The sequence below is a fragment of the Nonomuraea sp. SYSU D8015 genome, from assembly GCF_008065375.1.
Lineage (GTDB): Bacteria > Actinomycetota > Actinomycetes > Streptosporangiales > Streptosporangiaceae > Nonomuraea.
Genome location: NZ_VJYI01000011.1, coordinates 50,487 through 71,165, shown reverse-complemented (window position 1 = coordinate 71,165; position 20,679 = coordinate 50,487). Strand labels below are relative to the sequence as shown.

Annotated in this window: 26 protein-coding genes; 17 read left to right on the top strand and 9 right to left on the bottom strand. The window is 69.7% G+C overall.

The window, feature by feature from the left end; translation table 11 throughout:
- Positions 1-31: 31 nt before the first annotated feature.
- Both ID574_RS36620 and ID574_RS36615 read right to left on the bottom strand, forming a co-directional pair.
- Positions 32-1,264 (bottom strand): RNA polymerase sigma factor, encoded by a 1,233-nt coding sequence (locus tag ID574_RS36620; RefSeq protein WP_188193598.1) that lies wholly within the window; start codon positions 1,262-1,264, stop codon positions 32-34.
- Between the two features lie 54 nt (positions 1,265-1,318).
- Positions 1,319-1,663, bottom strand: coding sequence for a YciI family protein (locus ID574_RS36615; RefSeq protein WP_223167490.1), 345 nt, complete (start codon positions 1,661-1,663; stop codon positions 1,319-1,321).
- Positions 1,664-1,750: 87 nt separating this feature from the next.
- Here ID574_RS36615 and ID574_RS36610 point away from each other — a divergent pair, with 87 nt between their 5' ends.
- From ID574_RS36610 to ID574_RS36595, 4 genes are all read left to right on the top strand, one after another.
- Complete coding sequence (locus ID574_RS36610; RefSeq protein ID WP_188193596.1) at positions 1,751-2,587, top strand: nucleotidyltransferase domain-containing protein; 837 nt, start codon at positions 1,751-1,753, stop codon at positions 2,585-2,587.
- A gap of 13 nt (positions 2,588-2,600) precedes the next feature.
- A complete protein-coding gene (locus ID574_RS36605; RefSeq protein ID WP_188193826.1) occupies positions 2,601-2,846 on the top strand; it encodes a hypothetical protein in 246 nt (81 codons plus the stop codon).
- Positions 2,847-2,938: 92 nt separating this feature from the next.
- A complete protein-coding gene (locus tag ID574_RS36600) occupies positions 2,939-3,877 on the top strand; it encodes an RNA polymerase subunit sigma-70 (protein ID WP_223167447.1) in 939 nt (312 codons plus the stop codon).
- Between the two features lie 55 nt (positions 3,878-3,932).
- On the top strand, positions 3,933-4,490 hold the full coding sequence (locus ID574_RS36595; RefSeq protein WP_188193594.1) for a dihydrofolate reductase family protein: 558 nt from the start codon (positions 3,933-3,935) through the stop codon (positions 4,488-4,490).
- A 331-nt stretch (positions 4,491-4,821) separates the two neighbouring features.
- Here ID574_RS36595 and ID574_RS36590 read toward each other — a convergent pair whose 3' ends face one another.
- Both ID574_RS36590 and ID574_RS36585 read right to left on the bottom strand, forming a co-directional pair.
- Complete coding sequence (locus ID574_RS36590; protein WP_188193593.1) at positions 4,822-5,040, bottom strand: hypothetical protein; 219 nt, start codon at positions 5,038-5,040, stop codon at positions 4,822-4,824.
- 126 nt (positions 5,041-5,166) lie between these two features.
- Positions 5,167-5,877 carry an MFS transporter gene (locus tag ID574_RS36585; protein ID WP_223167446.1) on the bottom strand — a complete coding sequence of 237 codons (711 nt, stop codon included), beginning with the start codon at positions 5,875-5,877 and terminating at the stop codon, positions 5,167-5,169.
- A gap of 194 nt (positions 5,878-6,071) precedes the next feature.
- Here ID574_RS36585 and ID574_RS36580 point away from each other — a divergent pair, with 194 nt between their 5' ends.
- Genes ID574_RS36580 through ID574_RS36565 form a run of 4 tightly spaced genes read left to right on the top strand, consistent with a single transcriptional unit; the run spans position 6,072 to position 9,821 of the window.
- Complete coding sequence (locus ID574_RS36580) at positions 6,072-6,353, top strand: metal-sensitive transcriptional regulator (RefSeq protein WP_188193592.1); 282 nt, start codon at positions 6,072-6,074, stop codon at positions 6,351-6,353.
- 28 nt (positions 6,354-6,381) lie between these two features.
- Positions 6,382-6,594: a heavy-metal-associated domain-containing protein gene (locus tag ID574_RS36575; RefSeq protein ID WP_188193591.1), complete on the top strand. Its 213-nt coding sequence runs from the start codon at positions 6,382-6,384 to the stop codon at positions 6,592-6,594.
- Positions 6,591-7,574, top strand: coding sequence for a hypothetical protein (locus ID574_RS36570; protein WP_188193590.1), 984 nt, complete (start codon positions 6,591-6,593; stop codon positions 7,572-7,574). The genes ID574_RS36575 and ID574_RS36570 overlap by 4 nt, the downstream gene beginning before the upstream one ends.
- A gap of 21 nt (positions 7,575-7,595) precedes the next feature.
- Positions 7,596-9,821: a heavy metal translocating P-type ATPase gene (locus ID574_RS36565; protein ID WP_188193589.1), complete on the top strand. Its 2,226-nt coding sequence runs from the start codon at positions 7,596-7,598 to the stop codon at positions 9,819-9,821.
- A 59-nt stretch (positions 9,822-9,880) separates the two neighbouring features.
- Here the strand turns inward: ID574_RS36565 and ID574_RS36560 are convergent, their stop codons facing one another.
- Positions 9,881-10,195: a response regulator transcription factor gene (locus ID574_RS36560; RefSeq protein WP_336245586.1), complete on the bottom strand. Its 315-nt coding sequence runs from the start codon at positions 10,193-10,195 to the stop codon at positions 9,881-9,883.
- An 881-nt stretch (positions 10,196-11,076) separates the two neighbouring features.
- On the opposite strand from ID574_RS36560, the gene ID574_RS36555 reads away from it, so the two are divergent.
- The 3 genes from ID574_RS36555 (at position 11,077) to ID574_RS36545 (ending at position 12,565) form a co-directional block, all read left to right on the top strand.
- Positions 11,077-11,286, top strand: coding sequence for a heavy-metal-associated domain-containing protein (locus ID574_RS36555; protein WP_188193588.1), 210 nt, complete (start codon positions 11,077-11,079; stop codon positions 11,284-11,286).
- A gap of 189 nt (positions 11,287-11,475) precedes the next feature.
- Positions 11,476-11,880, top strand: a complete 405-nt coding sequence (locus ID574_RS36550) for a DUF6153 family protein (protein WP_188193587.1) — start codon at positions 11,476-11,478, stop codon at positions 11,878-11,880.
- A gap of 79 nt (positions 11,881-11,959) precedes the next feature.
- Entirely contained in the window at positions 11,960-12,565 is a 606-nt protein-coding gene (locus tag ID574_RS36545) for a DUF305 domain-containing protein (RefSeq protein ID WP_188193586.1), read from the top strand.
- Between the two features lie 82 nt (positions 12,566-12,647).
- Here the strand turns inward: ID574_RS36545 and ID574_RS63045 are convergent, their stop codons facing one another.
- The 4 genes from ID574_RS63045 to ID574_RS36530 form a co-directional block, all read right to left on the bottom strand.
- Positions 12,648-12,779 carry a (2Fe-2S)-binding protein gene (locus tag ID574_RS63045; RefSeq protein ID WP_223167489.1) on the bottom strand — a complete coding sequence of 44 codons (132 nt, stop codon included), beginning with the start codon at positions 12,777-12,779 and terminating at the stop codon, positions 12,648-12,650.
- Positions 12,734-12,940, bottom strand: coding sequence for an FAD binding domain-containing protein (locus ID574_RS36540; protein ID WP_188193585.1), 207 nt, complete (start codon positions 12,938-12,940; stop codon positions 12,734-12,736). Before ID574_RS36540 ends, ID574_RS63045 begins: the two co-directional genes overlap by 46 nt.
- Before the next feature lie 37 nt (positions 12,941-12,977).
- Positions 12,978-13,133: a hypothetical protein gene (locus tag ID574_RS36535; protein ID WP_188193584.1), complete on the bottom strand. Its 156-nt coding sequence runs from the start codon at positions 13,131-13,133 to the stop codon at positions 12,978-12,980.
- A 185-nt stretch (positions 13,134-13,318) separates the two neighbouring features.
- Positions 13,319-13,585: a heavy-metal-associated domain-containing protein gene (locus ID574_RS36530; RefSeq protein WP_188193583.1), complete on the bottom strand. Its 267-nt coding sequence runs from the start codon at positions 13,583-13,585 to the stop codon at positions 13,319-13,321.
- A 236-nt stretch (positions 13,586-13,821) separates the two neighbouring features.
- On the opposite strand from ID574_RS36530, the gene ID574_RS36525 reads away from it, so the two are divergent.
- From ID574_RS36525 to ID574_RS36500, 6 genes are all read left to right on the top strand, one after another.
- Positions 13,822-14,739: a helix-turn-helix transcriptional regulator gene (locus ID574_RS36525; protein WP_188193582.1), complete on the top strand. Its 918-nt coding sequence runs from the start codon at positions 13,822-13,824 to the stop codon at positions 14,737-14,739.
- Positions 14,740-14,978: 239 nt separating this feature from the next.
- Positions 14,979-15,206, top strand: coding sequence for a hypothetical protein (locus tag ID574_RS36520; RefSeq protein ID WP_188193581.1), 228 nt, complete (start codon positions 14,979-14,981; stop codon positions 15,204-15,206).
- 1,259 nt (positions 15,207-16,465) lie between these two features.
- Positions 16,466-17,653: a sensor histidine kinase gene (locus ID574_RS63040; protein ID WP_442939364.1), complete on the top strand. Its 1,188-nt coding sequence runs from the start codon at positions 16,466-16,468 to the stop codon at positions 17,651-17,653.
- The gene (locus ID574_RS36510) at positions 17,650-18,288 is read left to right on the top strand and encodes a response regulator (RefSeq protein WP_223167445.1); all 639 of its coding nucleotides are present in this window, start codon (positions 17,650-17,652) and stop codon (positions 18,286-18,288) included. The genes ID574_RS63040 and ID574_RS36510 overlap by 4 nt, the downstream gene beginning before the upstream one ends.
- Positions 18,289-18,393: 105 nt before the next feature.
- The gene (locus ID574_RS36505) at positions 18,394-18,954 is read left to right on the top strand and encodes a hypothetical protein (RefSeq protein ID WP_188193579.1); all 561 of its coding nucleotides are present in this window, start codon (positions 18,394-18,396) and stop codon (positions 18,952-18,954) included.
- A gap of 636 nt (positions 18,955-19,590) precedes the next feature.
- Positions 19,591-20,502, top strand: a complete 912-nt coding sequence (locus ID574_RS36500; protein WP_188193578.1) for a LysR family transcriptional regulator — start codon at positions 19,591-19,593, stop codon at positions 20,500-20,502.
- Positions 20,503-20,679 lie beyond the last annotated feature (177 nt).

Below are 20,679 nucleotides of genomic sequence, written 5' to 3'. Positions count from 1 at the left end.
GGGGGAACGATGGCACCGAAAAAAATCATTGTCAAGAAAGGCGGCTTGCTCGGTCCTCGAGGTAGCGCCGCTCCGGCAGGCTGGTCGTCAGCCCGGCCGCCTCCCGGTACGCCGCCAGCGCCGCCGCCGTGTCGCCCGCCATCTCCAGCAGGTGGGCGCGTACCGCGGCCAGCCTGTGGTGCCCCGCCACGCGGTCGTCGGCCACCAGGCTTTCCAGCAGGTCGAGCCCCGCCCGCGGGCCGCGCACCATGGCCGCGGCGACCGCGTGGTTGAGCTTGACGATCGGGTTGTCGTCCAGCCCGGACAGCACGCCGTACAGCGCCAGGATCTGCGGCCAGTCGGTCTCCCCGGCCGTGGCCGCCTCGTCGTGCACGGCCGCGATGGCCGCCTGCACCTGGTAGGGGCCCAGCGCCGTCGTGGACAGCGCCTTGGTGACCAGCTCGACGCCCTCGTCGATCAGCCGCCGATCCCACAGGCTCCGGTCCTGCTCGGCGAGCGGGATCAGCTGCCTGTCCGGCCCGGTGCGCGCCGGCCGCCGCGCCTCGGTGAGCAGCATGAGCGCCAGCAGCCCGGCCACCTCCCCGTCGCCGGGCAGCAGCCGGTGCAGGGCCCTGGCGAGCCTGATCGCCTCGCTGGTCAGCTCGGTGCGGTGCAGCTCGGCCCCCGAGGTGGCGGTGTAACCCTCGTTGAAGATCAGGTACAGCACGTGCAGGACGACCCGCAGCCGGTCGGCGTACTCGGCCTCCGGCGGCATCGCGAACGGCGCGCCGGTGGCCTTGACGCGCTGCTTGGCCCGGCTGATGCGCTGCGCCATCGTCGCCTCCGGCACCAGGAACGCGCTGGCGATCTGCGCCGTCGTCAGCCCGCCCACGGCCCGCAGCGTCAGCGCCAGCTGCGAGGGCTTCGACAGGGCCGGATGGCAGCACAGGAACAGCAGCGTGAGCGTGTCGTCCTGGTCGCCGGGCCTCTCCTCGCCCGGCGCCGGCGCCACGAACTCGTCGGCGGGCACGCTGACCGCGACGCTCTCCTCCCGCCGCCGCCGCGCGTGCTCGCTGCGCATGTGGTCGATGACCCGGCGCGAGGCGACGGTGATCAGCCACGCCCGCGGGTTGTCCGGCACCCCCTGCTCCGGCCACTGCACGGCCGCGTCGAGCATCGCCTCCTGCACGGCGTCCTCGCAGGCGTCGAACTGGTCGTAGCGGCGCACGAGCACCCCGAGCACCTGCGGCGCCAGCTCACGCAGCACCTCCTCGACAGCACTCACCCCTGCCCCTGCCCGCCGCTCAGGTGTGGTGTCATTCCCGCTCCTGGGCCGGGCTCACCCCGTCACCTCGTCGATGATCGGCCGTACCTCCATCGCGCACAGCCGCGCGTCCGGCCAGCGGGCCGCGATCTCCGTGGCCCGCTCGATGTCGGCGCACTCGACGATCAGATAACCCGCCAGGAACTCCTTGGCCTCCACGAACGGCCCATCGGTGACCGCCGGCACGCCGTTGCGCACCTTCACGGTCCTGGCCCCGCCGGGCCCGTCCAGCGCCTGCCCGCCGACCAGCTCGCCGCTCTTCGCGAGCTGCTCCGTCAGCGCGTCGACCTCCGCCATCACCTCGTCGACGCGCTCGGCGACGGCCTGCTGCGACTCGGCGTTGGTGTAGATCATCAGCATGTATTTCACCGGCTCATCCTAGGCCGCCCCGCACCCCCGACCGCAGAGCATCTCGTGACCCGCCGACCCCGACCACCCTTTCCGCGCATGCTCTACGCTCGATCCGTGCAGGACGAGGATCTTCACGCCATCGCCGCCCGGCTGGTCCAGGTGCCGGGAGTCGTGGCCGTGGTCTTGGGCGGCAGCCGCGCCCGCGGCACCCACCGCCCCGATTCGGACATCGACCTCGGCCTCTACTACCGGGGCCACCTCGCCGTGGACGAACTGCGCACCCTCGCTCGGGAGATGACGGGGGAGCCCACCGAGGTGACGGAGCCCGGCGGCTGGGGCCCGTGGGTGGACGGCGGCGGCTGGCTGACCGTCGACGGCCGGCGGGTCGACTGGATCTACCGCGACCTCGACCGCGTCCACCGCATCTGGCGGGGCTGCAGGGAAGGCCGCTACGAGATCGGCGTCCAGGTCGGCCACCCGCTGGGCTTCTACTCCCACGCGTACGTGGGGGAGGTGGCCCTGTGCCGCATCCTCGCCGACCCCGGCGGCGAACTGGCCGCGCTGCGCGAGCAGACCGCCGACTACCCGCCTGCCCTGCGCGCGGCCCTGATCAGAGGCCTGTGGGAGTCCGACTTCGCCCTGATGATCGCCCGCTACGGCGCCGCCGGCCGCGACCCGGTGTACACGGCGGGAGCGCTGTTCCGCGCCATCGGCGTCGCCTGCCACGCCCTGCACGCGGCCGACGGCGCCTGGCTCATCAACGAGAAGGGCATGGTGGCCTCCGCCGCCCGGCTCCCCTCGGCACCGCCCGGCTTCGGCGACCGCGCCCAGTCTTTGCTCGCGGCCGTCGGCCGGACACCGGAGGAGATCACCCACACCATCGACGAAGCGGCCCGGCTCATCGCGGAGGTACGCGCCGCCTGCGGATTATGAGAATCCTCGGTTGATGTCGCTCGGTGTCGCCGGATGGTCAGGTGAGCCTTTGGACGCCGAGGCCGAGGGCTTCGCACCGAGGGGCAAGTTGCACACCATCGCGGTGAACGGACCCGAGGGCATTCTCGACTGGGACGCCATCGACTGGCGGATCCATGAGCAGAACGTAGTGAGGCTGCGGCGCAGGATCGTCAAGGCGACGAGCCCTCGGGGCTTGTTTGAGCCGTGGTGCGGGGAAAGCCCGCTCGCCCGGTTCTGAGGGGGCGGCGGCACGGCAACGTGCCGCCGCTACCCGACAGCGGAGCTGGGCCCGATGTGATGCTGGAATGCCGTGTGCGCCATGATGGGCCGGTGGAGTTCGAGCCTTACCGGGGTGAGCTGGTCGCGTACTGCTACCGGATGCTGGGCTCGTTCCACGAGGCTGAGGATCTGGTGCAGGAGACGATGCTGCGGGCGTGGAAGGCCCGCGATCGGTACGACAGCACTCGCGCGTCGGTACGGACGTGGCTGTACCGGATCGCCACCAACGCCTGCCTGACCGCGCTGGAGGGTCGTGCGCTCCGGCCGTTGCCGACCGGGCTGGGCGCGCCGAGCGATGATCCTGGGGCGCCGCTCACGCCGGCATTGGACATCCCCTGGTTGCAGCCGTTTCCCGACGCGCGGTTCGACCTGGGGATGCGGGCCGACCTGCGGCTCGCGCTGGTGGCGGCGATGCAGCTGCTGCCGCCGCGGCAGCGGGCTGTGCTCGTACTCCGCGAGGTTCTGCAGTTCAGCGCCGCCGAGGTCGCCACGCAACTGGAGACCACGGTCCCGGCCGTCAACAGCGCCTTGCAGCGAGCCCGCGCCGCCCTCGCGGACGTGGGCGATGTGAGCGGGGTGGCCGAGCCGGACGATCCCGAGGCCCGCGCGGCGATCCAGCGGTACGCGCGAGCATTCGAGGCGGCGGACGTCCCCGCCCTCGTGCGGCTCCTCACCGACGACGCCATCATGGAGATGCCGCCGGTGCCGTTGTGGTACCGCGGCAGCCGCGACTACGGACTGTTCATGCGCCGGGTGTTCGACATGCACGGGACGGACTGGAGAACGAGGCTTCTGACCGCCAACGGGCAGCCCGCGCTCGCCGCGTACGCACCCCAGCCCGGTGGCGGGCACCGGCTGCACACGCTGCAGGTCTTCACCGTTACCGGCGGCCGGGTCGCGCACAACGTGGTGTTCGCCGATCCGCACGTGCTCGAGGCGTTCGACCTGCCCCGGCAGATTTCTTTCGACGAGTTCCGCCGGGCGCGATGAGTCGAGCCGGTGCCGCCGGTACATACCGGCGAGCATCGAACGAAAGGACATCATCGTGAGCGTCATCGTCATACAGTTCATCACCCTGGACGGGATCGTGGCCGACCCGGACGGGTCCGCCGGCACGGCGACCGGCGGCTGGGCGTTCCGACACGGCCCCGAAGGCGTCGCCGGGGACAAGTTCCAGCTCGGCAGCACCCTCGACAACGGGGTCATGCTGCTGGGGCGTGCGACCTGGCAGTTGTTCTCGCAGATCTGGCCCGGCCGCGACGACCCGTTCGCCGCGCGGATGAACGCCGCGCCGAAGCTGGTCGCCTCCCGCACGCTGACCGACACCTCGGCATGGGCGAATTCCAAGGTCATCGACGGCGACCTCGTCGACGCCGTCAAACGCGAGGACCGCGATGTGATCGTCCCCGGCAGCCTGAGCGTCGTCCAGGCGCTGATGGCCGAAGACCTGATCGACGAATACCGGCTGCTGACCTTCCCCACGATCCTGGGCACCGGCGAGCGGCTCTTTCCCGGCGGCAGGCCACCCGCTTACCTGGAGTGCCTGACGGCCGAGCAGACCGGCGCCACCGTCCTCACCCGATACGGGAGAACCGTAAGGTGACCGTTCCCGCTCTCCATCAAGGACGGCAGATCACTAGGACACAAGCCGAAGCACTCAAAGGTCGGAAACTTCGTCCATACCGGCGCTCCGCACTTCTCCAAGACCACGTGCCGGTTCGGGTCCAGATGTCCCCAGCACCTGAAGACCCAGGACCGAACTGTCGGACTTGCAGCCGCTCTGAGGTGCGCGTGCCTCGAACGGCCGTCGCGCGTCGATCGTGTTGTCGTTCATCCAGACTGCCTTGTGGACGCGTCTGTCTGCTCTTCCCTGCAAGAGACGCAGGCCCGCCACCCCCGGATGGGGGGCGGGCCTGCGCGACTCTCCTACCAGATCATGACGCCGCCACCTTCGCGGTCAGCGAGCCGGTCTTGTCGTTCTGTGGGTTGAAGACGATCGTGTACGTGCCCGTGTCGGGCAGCGTCGTCGCCGAGATGGTGCAGTTGCGCCCGCAGTAGGGCGAGCTGCCCAGCGCCGTCCCGTCCGGCTTCTTCACCGACACCCACGCGTAGGTGGAGCCGGTGAAGCTCGCGTCGGTGAGGTTGAACGACACGAGCTGCCCGGCCGTCCCGGTGAACGACCAGACGGCCTTCTGCCCGGCCCCGACGGTGGTGAGCGTCGAGGCGGGCCCGCCGATCGAGGTCGTCGCGGTGACGTCCGCCCTCGGTGAGCTGCGCGGTCAGCGAGCCGGTGAGCGCCTTGCGCGGGTCGAACAGGATCGTGTACGTGCCGGTCGCCGGGAGGGTGACCGGGTCGAGCATGCAGACCTTGCCGCAGGAGGTTTCCTGCCGCAGGACGGTCCCGTCCGGATCGAGCACCGAGACCGCCGCGTCGGACGCGAGGGAGAAGGCGCGCCGGTGATGTCGATGGTGCCGCGCTGGGTGGGGGTGGCGGGCATGAGGGGGGTGTTGGCGAGCAGGGCGATGACGGCGAGGGGGATGTTGATGGAGAAGACCCAGGGCCAGCTCAGGTATCGGGTGATGACGCCGCCGAGGGAAGACTCCGGCGGTGCCGCCGGCCGGGGCGGCGGCGCCGTACAGGGCGAGGGCTTTGGTGAGTTCCTTGGGTCGTGGCCGAAGAGCATCATGAGCAGGGTGAGGGCGGAGGGGGCGATCAATGCGGTGCCGGCGCCTTGGAGGGCGCGGCCGGTGAGCTCGACCCATATCTCGGGGGCGATGCGGGCCGCGAATGAGCCGATGAGCAGGAGGAGCCCGCCGAAGGCGACGACGTAGGCGTTGAAGACCCAGGAGAGGTTTTCCTGGGTGAAGCCGAGGTCTTCCTGGATGCGGGGGAGGGCCACGCCGATGATCGACGTGTCCATGATGACGATGAACTGGGCGGTGGCGATCAGGGCCAGGGCGGTCCAGCGTCGGGGGGATGGTGCGGACATGATGATCTATATGCCTTACAGGGGTAAGGATAGCGCGAAGTCGTTCATACCTCTGGGGCGTAGGCCGAGGACCATACACCCCATGGGTATGTGTCAAGGGTGCGACGAGCACCCGGTGAATTGACCTCTTGCGTAGGGAATACCATAGGGGGGTATAGTGTTGTGCAGGGTGACGAACCCGATGGGAGCGCAACATGGCTGGATACGCCGACACCAAGCATGACCATGCGATGCGGCTGCGGCGCGTGGAGGGACAGATCCGCGGCCTGCAGCGCATGGTCGAGGATGACAAATACTGCATCGACGTCCTGACCCAGGTGTCGGCCGCCACCAGCGCGCTGCGGTCATTCGCCCTGTCGCTGCTGGAGGAGCACCTGGCCCACTGCGTCGCCGAGGCCACGCTGAAAGGTGGCCCCGAAGCTGACGCGAAGGTCAAGGAAGCCTCCGACGCCATCGCCAGACTCGTCCGTTCCTGACCGTCACCGACCATTGAAGGAGATCGATATGAGCACCGCCACCTACACCGTCAAGGGCATGACCTGCGGCCACTGCGTCAGCTCGGTCAAGGAAGAGGTCAGCGAAGTCCCCGGCGTCACCAACGTCGAAGTGGACCTGGCCACCGGGTTGCTGACCGTGGACAGCGACGCCTCCGTCGACCCGGCGAAGATCGTCGCCGCGGTCGAGGAGGCCGGATACGAAGTGGCGAATCAGTCGTGAATACCGCAGCCAAGCTCGGTTCCTACGTCCTGGGGCTGGCCGTCGTCTTCGGCGGCGCCCTGGGCGTGGGGAACGCGGTGGGGCCGGTCGAGACGCCCCCAGCGGATGACCATGCCGCGATGACGGCCATGGCAACGCCCACTGCAGGGCCCACGGCGAGTGCGGGACACGGGGAGCACGCCACCCAGCAGGCGAAGGACGATACCCCCGGAGGGCTCCAAGTGTCCGAGAACGGTTACACCCTCACCCCGCTCACCGAAACGATCAAACCGGGTGAGCCGACCGACTTCCGTTTCACCGTCACAGGTCCTGATGGCAAGCCGGTGACCGACTACGAGGTCGAGCACGACAAGAAGCTCCACTTCATCGTGGTCTCCCGAGATCTGAGCACCTTCCAGCACCTGCACCCCGAGATGACGTCCGACGGCGTCTGGTCGGTCAAGCTCACCCTCCCCGACGCGGGAACGTATCGCGCCTTCGCTGATTTCGCCCCCACCGGCGGCAGCGCTCTGACCCTCGGCACCGACCTGTTCGCCGCCGGCGACTACGAGCTCAAGGCACTGCCGGACACCGGTCGCACGGCCAGCGTCGACGGATACGAGGTCACCCTCGACGGCGAGCTGACGCCCGGACAGGCCGGCAAGCTCACTCTGAAGGTCAGCAAGGACGGCAAGCCCGTCACCGACCTGCAGCCCTACCTCGGCGCCTACGGGCACCTGGTGGCCCTGCGCGCCAGAGACCTGGCCTACCTGCACGTCCACCCGGACGGCGAGCCAGGCGACGGCAAGACCAAGGCCGGACCCGAGATCGTCTTCTACGCCGAGGTGCCCAGCACCGGCGACTACCGCCTGTTCCTGGACTTCCAGCACGACGGCGAAGTGCGCACCGCCGACTTCACCCTCGGCGCGGGCGCGAAGCCGGCCATTCCCAACGCCACCCCGACGCCTGCCGACAGCGGCCACGGCGATCACAGCCACTGAGCGAGAGAAAGGAGAACGGTGATGTCCTCCCTCACCGATGACCGGCAGAACGCGGTCGAGCTCTCGATCGGCGGCATGACCTGCGCCTCGTGCGCCAACCGCATCGAGCGCAAGCTCAACAAGCTCGACGGCGTAACCGCGACGGTCAACTACGCCACCGAGAAGGCGAAGGTCACCTTCAGCGACGGCATCGAACCCCAGCAGCTCATCGCCGAGGTGGAGAAGGCCGGCTACACCGCCGCGCTTCCCGCCCCACCCGCCGAGGACTCCACTGAGGAGGAGGCCGAGGACGAGCTGCGGCCCCTGCGCAACCGGCTGATCACCTCGATCGTGCTCAGCGTGCCGGTGATCGCGATGGCGATGATCCCGCCGCTGCAGTTCACGAACTGGCAGTGGTTGTCGCTGACGCTGGCGGCGCCGGTGGTGGTGTACGCGGGCTGGCCGTTCCACAAGGCCGCGTGGACCAACCTGCGGCACGGCGCGGCGACGATGGACACGCTGATCTCGATAGGGACGCTGGCCGCGCTCGGCTGGTCGCTGTGGGCGCTGTTCTTCGGCACCGCCGGCACGCCTGGCATGACTCACCCGTTCGAGTTCACCATCGAGCGCACCGACGGCTCGGGCAACATCTACCTGGAGGCCGCGGCGGGGGTGACGGCGTTCATCCTGACCGGGCGCTACTTCGAGTCCCGTTCCAAGCGGCGCGCGGGCGCGGCGCTGCGCGCGCTGATGGAGCTGGGCGCCAAGGACGTGGAGCTGGCCGACGGCCGGCGCGTCCCGGTCGAGCAGCTCAAGGTCGGCGACCGGTTCGTCGTCCGGCCGGGCGAGAAGATCGCCACGGACGGCGTGGTCGAGGAGGGCACCTCGGCCGTGGACGCCTCGATGCTGACCGGCGAGTCCGTGCCCGTCGAGGTCAGGCCCGGCGACGGGGTCACCGGCGCCACCGTCAACGCCGGTGGACGGCTCATCGTCCGCGCCACCCGGGTCGGCTCCGACACCCAACTTGCCCAGATGGCCAAGCTGGTGGAGGAAGCGCAGACCGGCAAGGCGGCGGTGCAGCGGCTGGCCGACCGGATATCCGGGATCTTCGTGCCGATCGTGATCGCGCTGGCCATCGGGACGCTCGGCTTCTGGCTGGGCACCGGAAACGGCGCGGGCGCCGCCTTCACCGCCGCGGTCGCGGTGCTGATCATCGCCTGCCCGTGTGCGCTCGGGCTGGCCACGCCGACCGCGCTGCTGGTGGGCACCGGCCGCGGCGCCCAGCTCGGCATCCTCATCAAGGGCCCCGAGGTGCTGGAGTCCACGCGCAAGATCGACACGGTCGTCCTGGACAAGACCGGCACCGTCACCGAAGGCAAGATGACCCTGGTCGACGTCCACGTGGCCGACGGCGAGGACGAGGCCGAGGTGTTGCGCCTGGCCGGTGCGCTGGAGCACGCCTCCGAGCACCCGATCGCCCAGGCCATCGCCAAGGGCGCCGCGGCGAAGATCGGTGAGCTGCCCACCCCTGAGGACTTCGCCAACGTCGAAGGGCTCGGCGTGCAGGGCATCGTCGACGGGCACGCAGTGCTGGTCGGCCGGCCCAGGCTGCTGGAGGAGTGGTCGCAGTACCTTACTCCCGACCTGGAGCGAGCGCTGCACGCGGCCCAAGCCGCCGGCCGTACCGCCGTCGCGGTCGGCTGGGACGGCCAGGCCCGCGCGGTGCTGGTGGTGGCCGACGTGATCAAACCGACCAGCAAGGAGGCCATCGAGCAACTGCGGGCGCTGGGGCTGACGCCGGTGTTGCTGACCGGCGACAACGAGGCCGTGGCCAAGACCGTGGCCGCCGAGGTCGGCATCGACGAGGTGATCGCCGAGGTGCTGCCGGCCGACAAGGTGGACGTGGTCAAGGAACTGCAGAGCGAGGGCAAGGTCGTGGCCATGGTGGGCGACGGGGTCAACGACGCCGCCGCGCTGGCCCAGGCCGACCTGGGCCTGGCGATGGGCACCGGCACCGACGCCGCCATCGAGGCCAGTGACCTGACCCTGGTCCGGGGCGACCTGCGTGTGGCCGCCGACGCGATCCGGCTGTCGCGCCGCACGCTGTCCACCATCAAGGGCAACCTGTTCTGGGCATTCGCCTACAACGTGGCCGCCCTGCCGCTGGCCGCGCTCGGTCTGCTCAACCCGATGATCGCGGGAGCTGCGATGGCGTTCTCCAGCGTGTTCGTGGTGAGCAACAGCCTGCGGCTACGCCGCTTCAAGTAGAAACCACTCTCCCATGTGGCCGAAGGCGATCGCCGCCTTCGGCCACATGCGTTTGGCGATCACGGCAATGGCCGGCTGAGGCCGTTCTCGTAGGCGTAGATCACGGCCTGGACGCGGTCACGCAGGCCGAGCTTCATCAGCAGCCGCTTGACATGCGTTCTGATCGTGGATTCCTCGACCACGAGAGCCGCGGCGATCTCCCGGTTGGACAGCCCGCGAGCGATAAGGGAGAGGACCTCACTTTCGCGCGGCGTCAACCCCACCGCCCCCGCCTGAGCCGGCAGGTGCGGGGCGGGCCGGCGGGCCATGCGGTCGATCACCCGCCGGGTGACCGAAGGGGACAGCAGCGCGTCGCCGGCGGCGATCGTGTGCACGGCCGCGATGAGCTCTTCGGGACGGGTGCGTTTGAGCAGGAAGCCGGAGGCGCCGGCGCGGAGCGCGCCGAAGACGTAGTCGTCCTGCTCGAACGTGGTCGCCGTCCTTGGACTTCAGCACCGTCCCTTCCTGCATGGCGGCGAGCAGCCGTTGCCGGTCCACGGCCGTGAACGCGACCGCCTGGCCTGGCGGCGTGCCGGCGGCCGTCCATGTCTTGCCGTCGTCCTGGCTGGTATGGATCCGGCCGTCGGCTCCGGTGCCCAACGGCAGCCCGTCCTTCAGCACGTCCACGTGGCTGAGCAGCGGTGCCTTCGTCACGTCGGTGAAGTTCCCGCCGCCGTCGTCGCTCACCTTGAGGCCGTCCGGTGTGGTGGCGTAGACGCGCGACGGCCGGGCGGCTCCTACGCCCAGGTCGATGACCTGCTCCTCGGTGCCCTGGGTCCAGGTGAGGCCTGAGTCCGTCGATCGGACCGCTCACCCGCATGTTCGATGGGAGCGAGTCTATCGATGGCTACTATCGCTGGTCGTAGAAAGGTCAAGGTGTGAGGAAGGGGAGGCGGTGGTGGGTCAGGAACACGCTCACATCGGGGACAGTGGCCACGATGGCGGGGCCCGCCGGCCGCGCCGTGACCGCCGGCGGCCCGGCCACACGTTCACGCCGATCGAGAGGCGGAGGTCACGCCAGGGAGTCCAGGCGAGTGCCTGCCGCGATGCCGCGCTTGATCTGGATCAGGTCCTTGGGGGAGCGGGTATAGAGATCGGAGTCACTTACGTCTCGCATACCCATGGGGGGTTAGGGTTGCCGAGCGGCCATGACCCGGCATGAGTTGCACACGAGTTATGCCCATAAGGGGTGCCCGTAGTTCGAGGGGGAGATGCCGTGAGCAGTGCAACCTACACCGTGAAGGGCATGACCTGCGGCCACTGCGTCGGCACCGTGAAGTCCGAGGTCGGCAAGATCGCCGGCGTCACGGACGTCGACGTGGACCTGGCCACCGGCAAGGTGACGGTGACGGGCGACCGGCCCATCGACGAGACCCTGGTCCGCGACGCCGTCGAAGAGGCGGGCTACGAGCTGGCCACCGTCTGAGCGAGGCGCCCGGAGATGGCCCGCCGCCTCCGGGCTTTCGTAGTAGTCACCGCGGCATCGCCGCCAATGACTTTCAGCATCGTAGTGAGCGGATGTCGGTCGCGTGTCGGACGTCCCTGCGACAGGGCACTACGAGGATCGTTAGTACACTGATGGACTCGGGAAGTTCCGATCACCAGGGGAGAGCCAGTGGGAGCAGTGCGGCGGCGCCTCGCGTCGCGGTTCGCGCGCGGCGTCCTGCTGGTCGTCCTCGCCTTGGGCGTGTGCGGCATGCACACGCTGGGACATCTCGACGGTGGGCACACCGCTTCCCCGGTCAGCACACACGGCATGAATCCGCCGCAGCAGGCCGCGGTCATCGTGGGTCTGCCGGCCTTCGCACCCGATCCCGGCATGGCCGGATTCGATCCCACCGATGTTTGCCTGGCCGTGCTGACCTCGCTCATGGTCGCGCTGGTCTTGGCCGCCTGGATCAGGACACGGCGGCGAACCGGTGCTCAGGGCCGGTCACCGGCGTCTCCACGGTGGGTCGCCAGGCCCCCTCCCAGGCCCACGTCCTTGCGCCTGGCACGTCTCTCGGTGCTGCGCATATAGGCCGATGGTCACGCGGATGCCTCCGAGGCTGTCCGCGATCAGGCCGACAGTTCGCATCAAACCAAGAGAGCAAACAACCATGCGCATCAACCGTACGATGTCCATCGTCGTGGCCGCGGGCGCACTCGCCCTTCTCACCGCCTGCGGCGGCAACGGCGACTCGATGGCCGGCCACGAGGGGATGAGCAGCAGCGCCCCTGCCGCGACCACCGCCGGCGCCTCGCCGTCGGCTTCTTTCAACGACGCGGACGTCATGTTCGCGCAGATGATGATCCCGCATCACGAGCAGGCGGTCGAGATGGCCGACCTGGCGGCGACGCGGGCGAGCGACGCGGAGATCAAGGAGCTCGCGACCAAGATCAAGGCGGCGCAGGATCCTGAGATCCAGACCATGAAGGGCTGGCTGACCGAGTGGGGCAAGCCCGCACCTGAGGGTGGCATGGGGCACGACATGCCGGGCGTCATGTCCGATGAGGACATGAAGAAGCTCGAGGCGGCCAAGGGCAAGGAGTTCGACAAGTTGTTCGCCCAGCAGATGATCGCCCATCACGACGGCGCGATCGAGATGGCCAAGACCGAGCAGGCCGGCGGCTCCAACGCGCAGGCGAAGGAGCTGGCCAAGACGATCGAGTCCACGCAGCAGGCCGAGGTGGAGCAGCTGCAGAAGATTCTCGACCGGCTCTGATCAAGGACCTGCCCGGGCGCTTGCGCGCCACAGGCGCCCGGGCATCCCCATGCGCCTCCATCTTGAGCGCGGATCTCGGTCGTCAGTGCGGGACGACGCCGTCGGCCAGCATCCGCCGGTAGTTCGCAACGCGGTCGTCGACGGTGTCCAGGCCGCAGCTTGAGCACTTCACCTGTTCGGCAGAGGTGTAGTAGAGGCAGCAGGTGTTGCGCAGCCAGACCGCGAGAGGTCGACCACCCGCTCGGGCCGCTCCACCCCCTCCCACATCAGGTCGAGCAGGTTCGTACCCCCGGCCAGGTACTTCACCGAGTTGCCCGCCGAGGCCAGCTCGAGCGCTTCGGCCACGCCGGCCGCTCGCTCGAAGGCGAACTCCACGCCCCGGCCACCTCCCTGACGGCGGCGGCGATGCCGTTTAGGCACCGCCCCTGCACAGGTTCCCCGCCAGACGCTCCCTGATCTCGGCGTCGGTGAGCACCGCCTGTTCGGCCGAGACCTCGACCAGCATGCCGACGATCAGCTCGTACGGTCTTCCGTTCACCCGGAGGGGCACGAGGGTATGGCGGCTCATCGATCACTCCATACCTCTCGTACATGTATGTACGACTTATGGGCCACCATACCCCATGCCCGTATTCCGCCAAGGCCGGGGTGCGCATGCGAATCGCTCGGCATCGCCTCAGGCGACCGTTGCCCATGACTCCCCAGGTGGCCGGCCGGCACCGGTCGGCGTTTGTGCGATGACGCGGGCTGGACCTACCCTTCTGGCGTTTCGGCGCGGTCGGCACCGGACGGACCCGCCATGTCGCAACCGGCTGCGGCGAAGGCCTCTCGGAGCACGCTCTCGTCCACGGGGCCGTCGGTGAGGATGCTCACCTGAGATCGCGCCGGCGTCACATCCACGCCCACGACGCCCGGCACTCGGATGAGCTCCGATTTGACGGCGGACAAGCAGTGTTCACAGGTCGCCGGTGACAGGCCGCTGACCCGGTAGGCGGTAAGGCTGTACGCAACGGTGATCAACCGGATTCCTCCTTCAAGATGGGGACGATGATCGGTTCTCGCCCTCTCTGAGCGATCGTGCCCCAAGCCGGAAGATCAAATGGATTTCGACGGCTTCCGGCAAACGCCATGGCGGAAACCGGAAGCGGCTTTGCAGCGGCGAAGCCGGATATGTCATGGTTTGGTGGCTCGTGCTGGAAAGGAGTGCGGTGGACGGCTCGGAGGATGACGGTGCCGCTCAGGCCCTGTATGCACGCATGCGCGGACGGGGCGAATCCCTCCCCGAGGCCGCCCAGGGCCTGGAACTGGCCGCGACGGAGATCGAGCGGGCCCGTGCCCAGCTCGTTCGCCTCAACTTGCTGGACCCGGATACGGAGACCGCCGTCGACGTGGCCGCCGTCCTCGCGCGCACCCTCCAGAACAGCCACCGCACGCTCGACAGCCTGGTCGAGCAGCACGTCAGAATGGCGGCGCTGGCCCATCGCTACCTCGACCTGTCCAGGCAGGCCGAGGGCGGCGCGCACGTCGAGTTCTTTCCCCGCTCCGAGCGCGCGCGCCTGAGCCGGCGCATCAGTGAACTGGCCGAACTGGCCAGGAACGAGATCCTCGGGTTGCAGCCGCCGGCCGACTGGACGCGCGAGAGCCTGGAGGAGGGCCTGGCGCGCACCAAGGTGAGCGTGGCCAACGGCGCCAGGATCCGCGCCCTGTACGCGCAGATCTCCCTGGCCCATCCGCTGATCCGTGAGTTCATGGGCCGCTGGCGGGAACTGGGCGTCGAAGTGCGCGTCACGCCGGTGGTCCCCACCCGCATGCTCCTGTACGACCGGCGCACCGCGATCCTGCAGGCCGATCCGGACGACCTGGAGGCGGGCGCGGTGCTGATCAGCGGTCTGAGCGCGGTGCGGTCGATGGCTGCGATCTACGACTACTGCTGGATGACCGCTTCGGAGCCGGAGGACGTGCCCCGCTCGGCGGACGGCTCCACCCTCACCGAACAGCAGCGCGCCGTGCTGCGGCTGCTCGCCACCGGGGCCAAGGACTCGGCGATCGCCCGCAGTCTCGGCGTCTCGACGCGCACCGTCACGCGCCTGGTCGGTGAACTGTCGACGGCGCTGGGCGCGGACAGCAGGTTCCAGGCGGGGGTCCGGGCGGCCCGGCTGGGCTGGCTCGACTGACCTGGGCGCGGCAGCGGAGACGGCCGCCCGGCGCTACTCCTCCAGCGTGATCCCCGAGATCACTGCCGTAACCGCCCTGCGGGCACGAGCGTGAAGGTCGGGTGCGTGCGGGCCGCGAGTGAGCGGGAGCTGGTGCGTAGAGCCCACGAGGGCGAGTGCGGGCGACCCGACGTCCGCGTCGTCCCGGATCCGGTCGTGCTCCTGCTCCGCGCGCAGGTGGGCGGCGAAGGCACGCTCGCTTGGCCGGCGGCGTGCTGCTCGCCGGCGTGCTCGCGAGAACTTTCACCAGAGTGGACTTGCCGGGCACGGTGGTGCGTGCAGTCGCGCATCTCGCGTTCGGCGCGGCGGCCTGGGGACTGCACGCGGTGTGGGACGGCCCGTTTGCCGTGGCCGCTGGCATTGTCGCGGCGATGTTCCTGGTCAACGCCCTGGGCGCGCGGTGGTCCAGGAACCGGGTGCGCTACTGAGCAGCGGCCGGCGTGTTCCGTCGCGGTTGAACCACCAGCAAGTGGAGGCAGGGCCGCTGACGTCACGTCGCGGGCCTGCCACCTTTCCTTCTGATGGTCGTCTTTGGGGTCGGAGCTGACACAGGCGAACGAAATGATCTACCGATCCGCCCGGTCCGCGCCCAAAAGCAACCAGCGAGCAACCGAACATGATCAGCTACTCGATCGCAAGCCTTATGGAACGAGAAACCCGAGGTCGAACGGCGTTTTGAGAGTAGGGGCGAGTGGATTCTCTCCGCCGTCGTGTCGGCCTCTGACCACGCGTGCCGTGCTGTATCGCGTACTTGCGAGCAACCATCGAGCGGCTATTCGCGTCCGCGATGGACCCTCCTTGTCAAGAAGACCCGTGGGCTCTTGATGAACTCTCGCACCTTCGCCATCTGCTCAGGCGGGAACTTCGCTGAGCCCGGTGGAACGCGGGCACCTGCTCGAGAAGGGCGACAGCGCGCCGGTCCAGTCAACCGGTCCCGGAGGGTGACGTCGGAGCGGCGACGCACGGATCAGGGGCACCTATGATGAGTCGACTTTGAGGCGATCGAGGAGGGCCCATGCGTGCCGCTCTGGCCTGGGCCGTGTTCGGGCTGGCCTGCGTGCTGATCGTCGCGGGCGGCTCCTCCGGAGAGCACCTGGAGGACGTGGCGATCGCGCTCGGGTTCGTCCCGCTCGGGGCGTACCTGGTCGCGCGGCGGCAGGGCGGCGTGGTCGGTCCGCTGTGCCTGCTGGCGGTGTTCAGTGCCGTCGCGTACGCGGCGGAGGCGCACTCTGCCGCGTGGGCGGTCTGGGTCGCCCGCTGGGTCTGGGCCCCACCGCTGCTGGTGGTGTGCACCGTGCTGCTGCTATACGTCCCCGACGGTGAGCTGCCGGGTCCGCGCTGGCGTCCCGTCGTGTACGTCTGCGCGGTCGCGACGGCGGTCTTCACCCTGCTGGTGGGCTTCGCGCCGGAGGAAGGCAATCCGCTGCGCCTGGAGGCGCTGCGGCCGGTCATGGGGGCGCTGGGGCCGATCCTGGTGGTGCTGGTGCTGATCGCGGCGGCTTGTGCGGTGGGTCTCATCGTGCGCACGGTCCGCGCGCGCGGGCAGCGGCGGCTGCAGCTCCTGTGGATCTGCGTGGGCGCGGTGTGTTTCGTGGCGAGCGTGTTCGCGCCCTCGGTGGTGCCGCCGTACCTGCTGCCACTCACGCTTGCGGGGACGTTCGCGTTGCCGGTGAGCATCGCCGTGGCCATGCTCAGGCACGACCTCTACCAGACCGGGCCGCCGCTGCGCCGCTTCCTCACGTACGGCCTGCTCACCGTTCTCATGGTGGGCCTGTACGCCGCCGTACTCGCGGGGGCGAGCACCGTGCTCGACGGCGGGCCCGCCGCGGCCGTGGCCGCCGCCGCCGTCGCGATCGCGGTGGAGCCGGTGCGCCGCTGGCTGGCCAGAGCCGCGGGACGGATGTTGTACGGGGGGCACGGCGATCCCCTTGAGATCCAGTCGCGGCTGGCCGGCAGGCTGGCAGAGGCCTCGGCCCCCGGCGAGATCCTGGCCGTGGTCGCGGACGCCGCGGCCGACGCGCTGCGCACGCCGTACACGCGAGTCCGGCTCGGCCCGGAAGACGAGCCGCTGAAGAGCGTGGAACGCGGGCAGCCGGCGCAGATCACCATGTCGGTGCCGCTGCGCTTCCAGGGCGAGGAACTGGGCCGGTTGGACGTGGCAGGGGGCGACGACGTGCGGGCGCTGGAGCAGATCGCGCTCCAGGCGGGCGCCGCGCTGGCCGCCGCGCACCGGGCGGCCGCGCTGCAGCACTCCCGCCTGCAGCTGGTCACCACGCGGGAGGAGGAGCGCAGGCGGATCACCAGGGACCTGCACGACGGGCTGGGACCCGTGCTGGCCGGGATCGGCTTCACCGCTGACGCCGTGCGCAACGCGTTGGAGCAGGACCCGCAGCGGGCGCTCGTCCTGATCGGCGAGATCCGCGCCCAGGTGGGTGAGGCGGGTCAGTCGGTGCGCCACCTGGTCAGGGGGCTGCGCCCGCCCGAGTTGGCGCAGCTGGGCATCGTCAAGGCCGTGGAGCAGACGGCGCTGGGCTTGCGCATGGAGGTGTCGATCGACGCCGACGGCGTCGCGGAGCTGGGCGCGGCGGTGGAAGTGGCGGCTTACCACGTCGTCCGCGAGGCGCTCACCAACGCGGCACGGCACGCCTCCGCCACTCACTGCGCGGTACGGCTCCGCAGTTCCGGCGGCAAGCTGGAGATCGAGGTGGCCGACGACGGCACGGGCATCCCCGAGCGGACCGCTCCCGGCATAGGCCTGACGTCGATGCGCGAGCGAGTCGAGGAACTCGACGGCGCCTTCTCCTCCGGCGCCGGCCCGCGAGGCGGCACCGTCGTGAGGGCCGTCATCCCTGTTCAGGAGGGAGAGGACTGGTGAGCATCCGGCTACTCATCGCCGACGACCACCCGCTGGTCAGGGACGGTCTGCGGGCGCTGATGTCGACGGTGGACGGTGTGGAGGTCGTCGCCGTGGCCGAGGACGGGGCGCGGGCCCTCGTGGCGGCGCGGGAGCACACCCCCGACGTGGTGCTGATGGACATCGCGATGCCCGTGATGGATGGGATCGAGGCCACCCGCCGGCTGTCCGCCGAGCCGTCTGCCCCCTTCGTGGTGATGCTGACCATGTCGGATGACGACCTGTCGCTGCTGGCCGCCGTACGCGCGGGGGCTCGCGGCTACCTGCTGAAAGACGCGAGCCAGGAAGACGTGGTGGCCGCCGTGAGGGCGGCCGCGCGGGGGCAGGCGGTGTTCGGCGCGGGAGCGGCCGAGGCGGTGATCGGGCTGCTGCACGCGCCACCCAGGACCTCCCCCCGGCCGTTCCCCGAGCTCACGGAGCGGGAGTACGAGATGCTCGGCCTGATCAGCGAAGGGCTGGGAAATCACGCGATCGCGGCGCGCCTGGGCGTCAGCCCGAAGACGGTGGCCAACACGGTGTCGGCGATCCTGGCCAAGCTGGGACTGCCGGACCGCGCGGCGGCGGTGGCGGCCGCTCGCCGGGTGTTCCCGGGCTGACGGGACGGCTGCCCGGCGTGACGGGAACGAACGCCCTGCTGGACGGGAACGCGCCGCAGCACTCGGGGGTCGCAACGAACCACTTGCTTCCGAGAGGAAACCTTAATGCTTCCCACGCGTGCTGTCGCACCGCTGATCGCCACCGCCGCGGCGCTGACGCTCGGCGTCACCCAGCTGGTGACGGGACACCAGAACATCCCGTTCGTCACGTTCGCCGACTACTTGATCGAGGGCTCGTACGCGCTCTACCTGGTCGCGGCGGTGCTCGCCGTGCTCGATCTGCGGGCTGCCCACGCGGGGCCCGGCGGCTGGGGGCGGCTCGGCGACATGGGCGCCGGCCTCTACGCCCTGGGCCACGCGCTGCTCGCGGTGCCCGTCACCGTCACGTTCGTACGCGGCGACAATCCGCCGGAGGCGCTGTTCACCCTGTTCACCCCGGGGCTGGCCGCTTGGCTGCTCGGGCTCGTGCTGATGGCCATCGGAGCGTTCAAGGCAAGGCGGATCCCGCGCGCCGTCGCGGTCGCCCTGCCTGCCACGCTGCCGCTGACCCTGGCGCTGGGCGACCCCGGGGTGCTGGTGGAGGCGGTCACCTGGGCGGTACTGGCCGCGCTCCTGCTGAGGCAGGTCCGCGCGGCGGAGCCTGCGGCCCTCCGGGCCACCGGCTGACCAGGAGGTCCGCGCGCCGAGGCCCACCCCGCAGAGCAGCACCTTGTGGATCAGGTCCACGAACGCCGGCAGGCCTGGGCTGTCCCACTGCGCATCGGTGACCGTGCCGGCCATATCGGCGCCGACCGTCGCCATCGCCCACGCGACCGCCGCCAGGAACACGCACCCCAGGCCCGCGGTGACCGTGACCCAGCGGGGCAGCTTGGCAGGCCCGGAGAGCGCGGGCAGTGGCAACCTGCTTGGATCCGGGTGATCTACCGCTGTGACTCGACGGCTAATGTGGGGCTCGGGGATCGCCTCCTCTCTCCGTTCTGTCGCAACTACCTCGGCCGCCGGTAGGACGTCGCGCCGACGACGACGTGGAAGGCCATCATGCTCAGCATGCAGACGGCCACAGCCGGCGAGCCGGGAACGGCCCGCCGCTACATGAGCTTCTAGGTACTGGCCGAAGCCCGCGTCCGCGTCATCGACGGTGCCATGCTGCTGCAGTACCACACTCCCATACACTTACCACTCAACCTGCAGAAACAGGATCTGCACCAGGTCCGTGGACGTGACCGATCGCATCCTCCGACACCACGCGGGAATCGCGTGTGATTCTGACCAGAAACCATGCGGCGACGATTGGGGGTTCGGGTGGACCGGCGGCAGCTTGAGTACTTCCTCGCGGTGGCGTCGCACGGCAGCTTCACCAGCGCCGCGTCCGCCCTTCGGGTCGCGCAACCCTCGCTGTCGTACACGATCCGGGCGCTGGAGCGCGAGCTGGGCACCACGCTGTTCCACAGGCTTGGTCGCGGGGTCAGGCTGACGCCCGAGGGCGAGGCCCTCGTGGGTTCCGCGCAGCAGGTGATGCGCTCTTTCGCCGCCGCGCTGTCGTCGGTTCAGCAGGTCGCCGGGCTGCAGGCCGGGCGACTCGACATCGTCGCTTTGACCACTTTGGCCGTCTACCCGCTGGCCGGTCTTGTCGGCACCTTCCGGCGCGCACATCCGGGAGTCGACATACGGATCGAGGACCCCGAGCACGCGGCAGCGGTGGCGGAAATGGTGCGGGTCGGCGAATGCGAGCTCGGTCTCGCGGATTTCTCTGTGCCGATGGCTGGGTTGCGTGCTGTGGAGCTCCGGGAGCAGGAACTGCTTGCGGTTCTTCCGCCGGATGCCGAAACAGCCCCAGGCCGGGTGCTGAAGATGGCTGAGGTGGCTGCGATGGACCTGATCACGACTCAGCCGGGCACGGCGACGCGGATGCTGCTTGAGCAGTCACTCGCGGGGGCCGGCGTCCCCCTGCGCATCGCGGTGGAGACGCCGCATCGCGCGGCGATCGTCCCGTTGGTCCTTGCCGGTGCGGGTGTGGCACTGCTCCCGCGTCCAATGGCGGAGGACGCGGCACGTCAAGGCGCTCGCATCGGGGCGATCGATCCGCCCGCTGTGCGCCGTGTCCGGTTGCTGTGGCGTCCCGAGCCGCTGTCGCACGCGGGACGGGCGTTCGTCGAGATGGTGGTGCGAGAGCACGCCTCCGGCCACATCGACGAGTCGGCCACACAGCCATAGAGCGCCTCTATAGGAGCAGTTAAAAGGCGGTCTGGCTTGCCCGCCTCTTTTTGTTGCGCCCGCGACCGCCGCGAAGAACGATTACCAACCAACGGTTACGCAATTGGCGTGACCAGCGCCTTTGTTTCATCGGCATTTCGCCGGCATTCCCATTATGCATGCCCGAAGTGTGCGGCG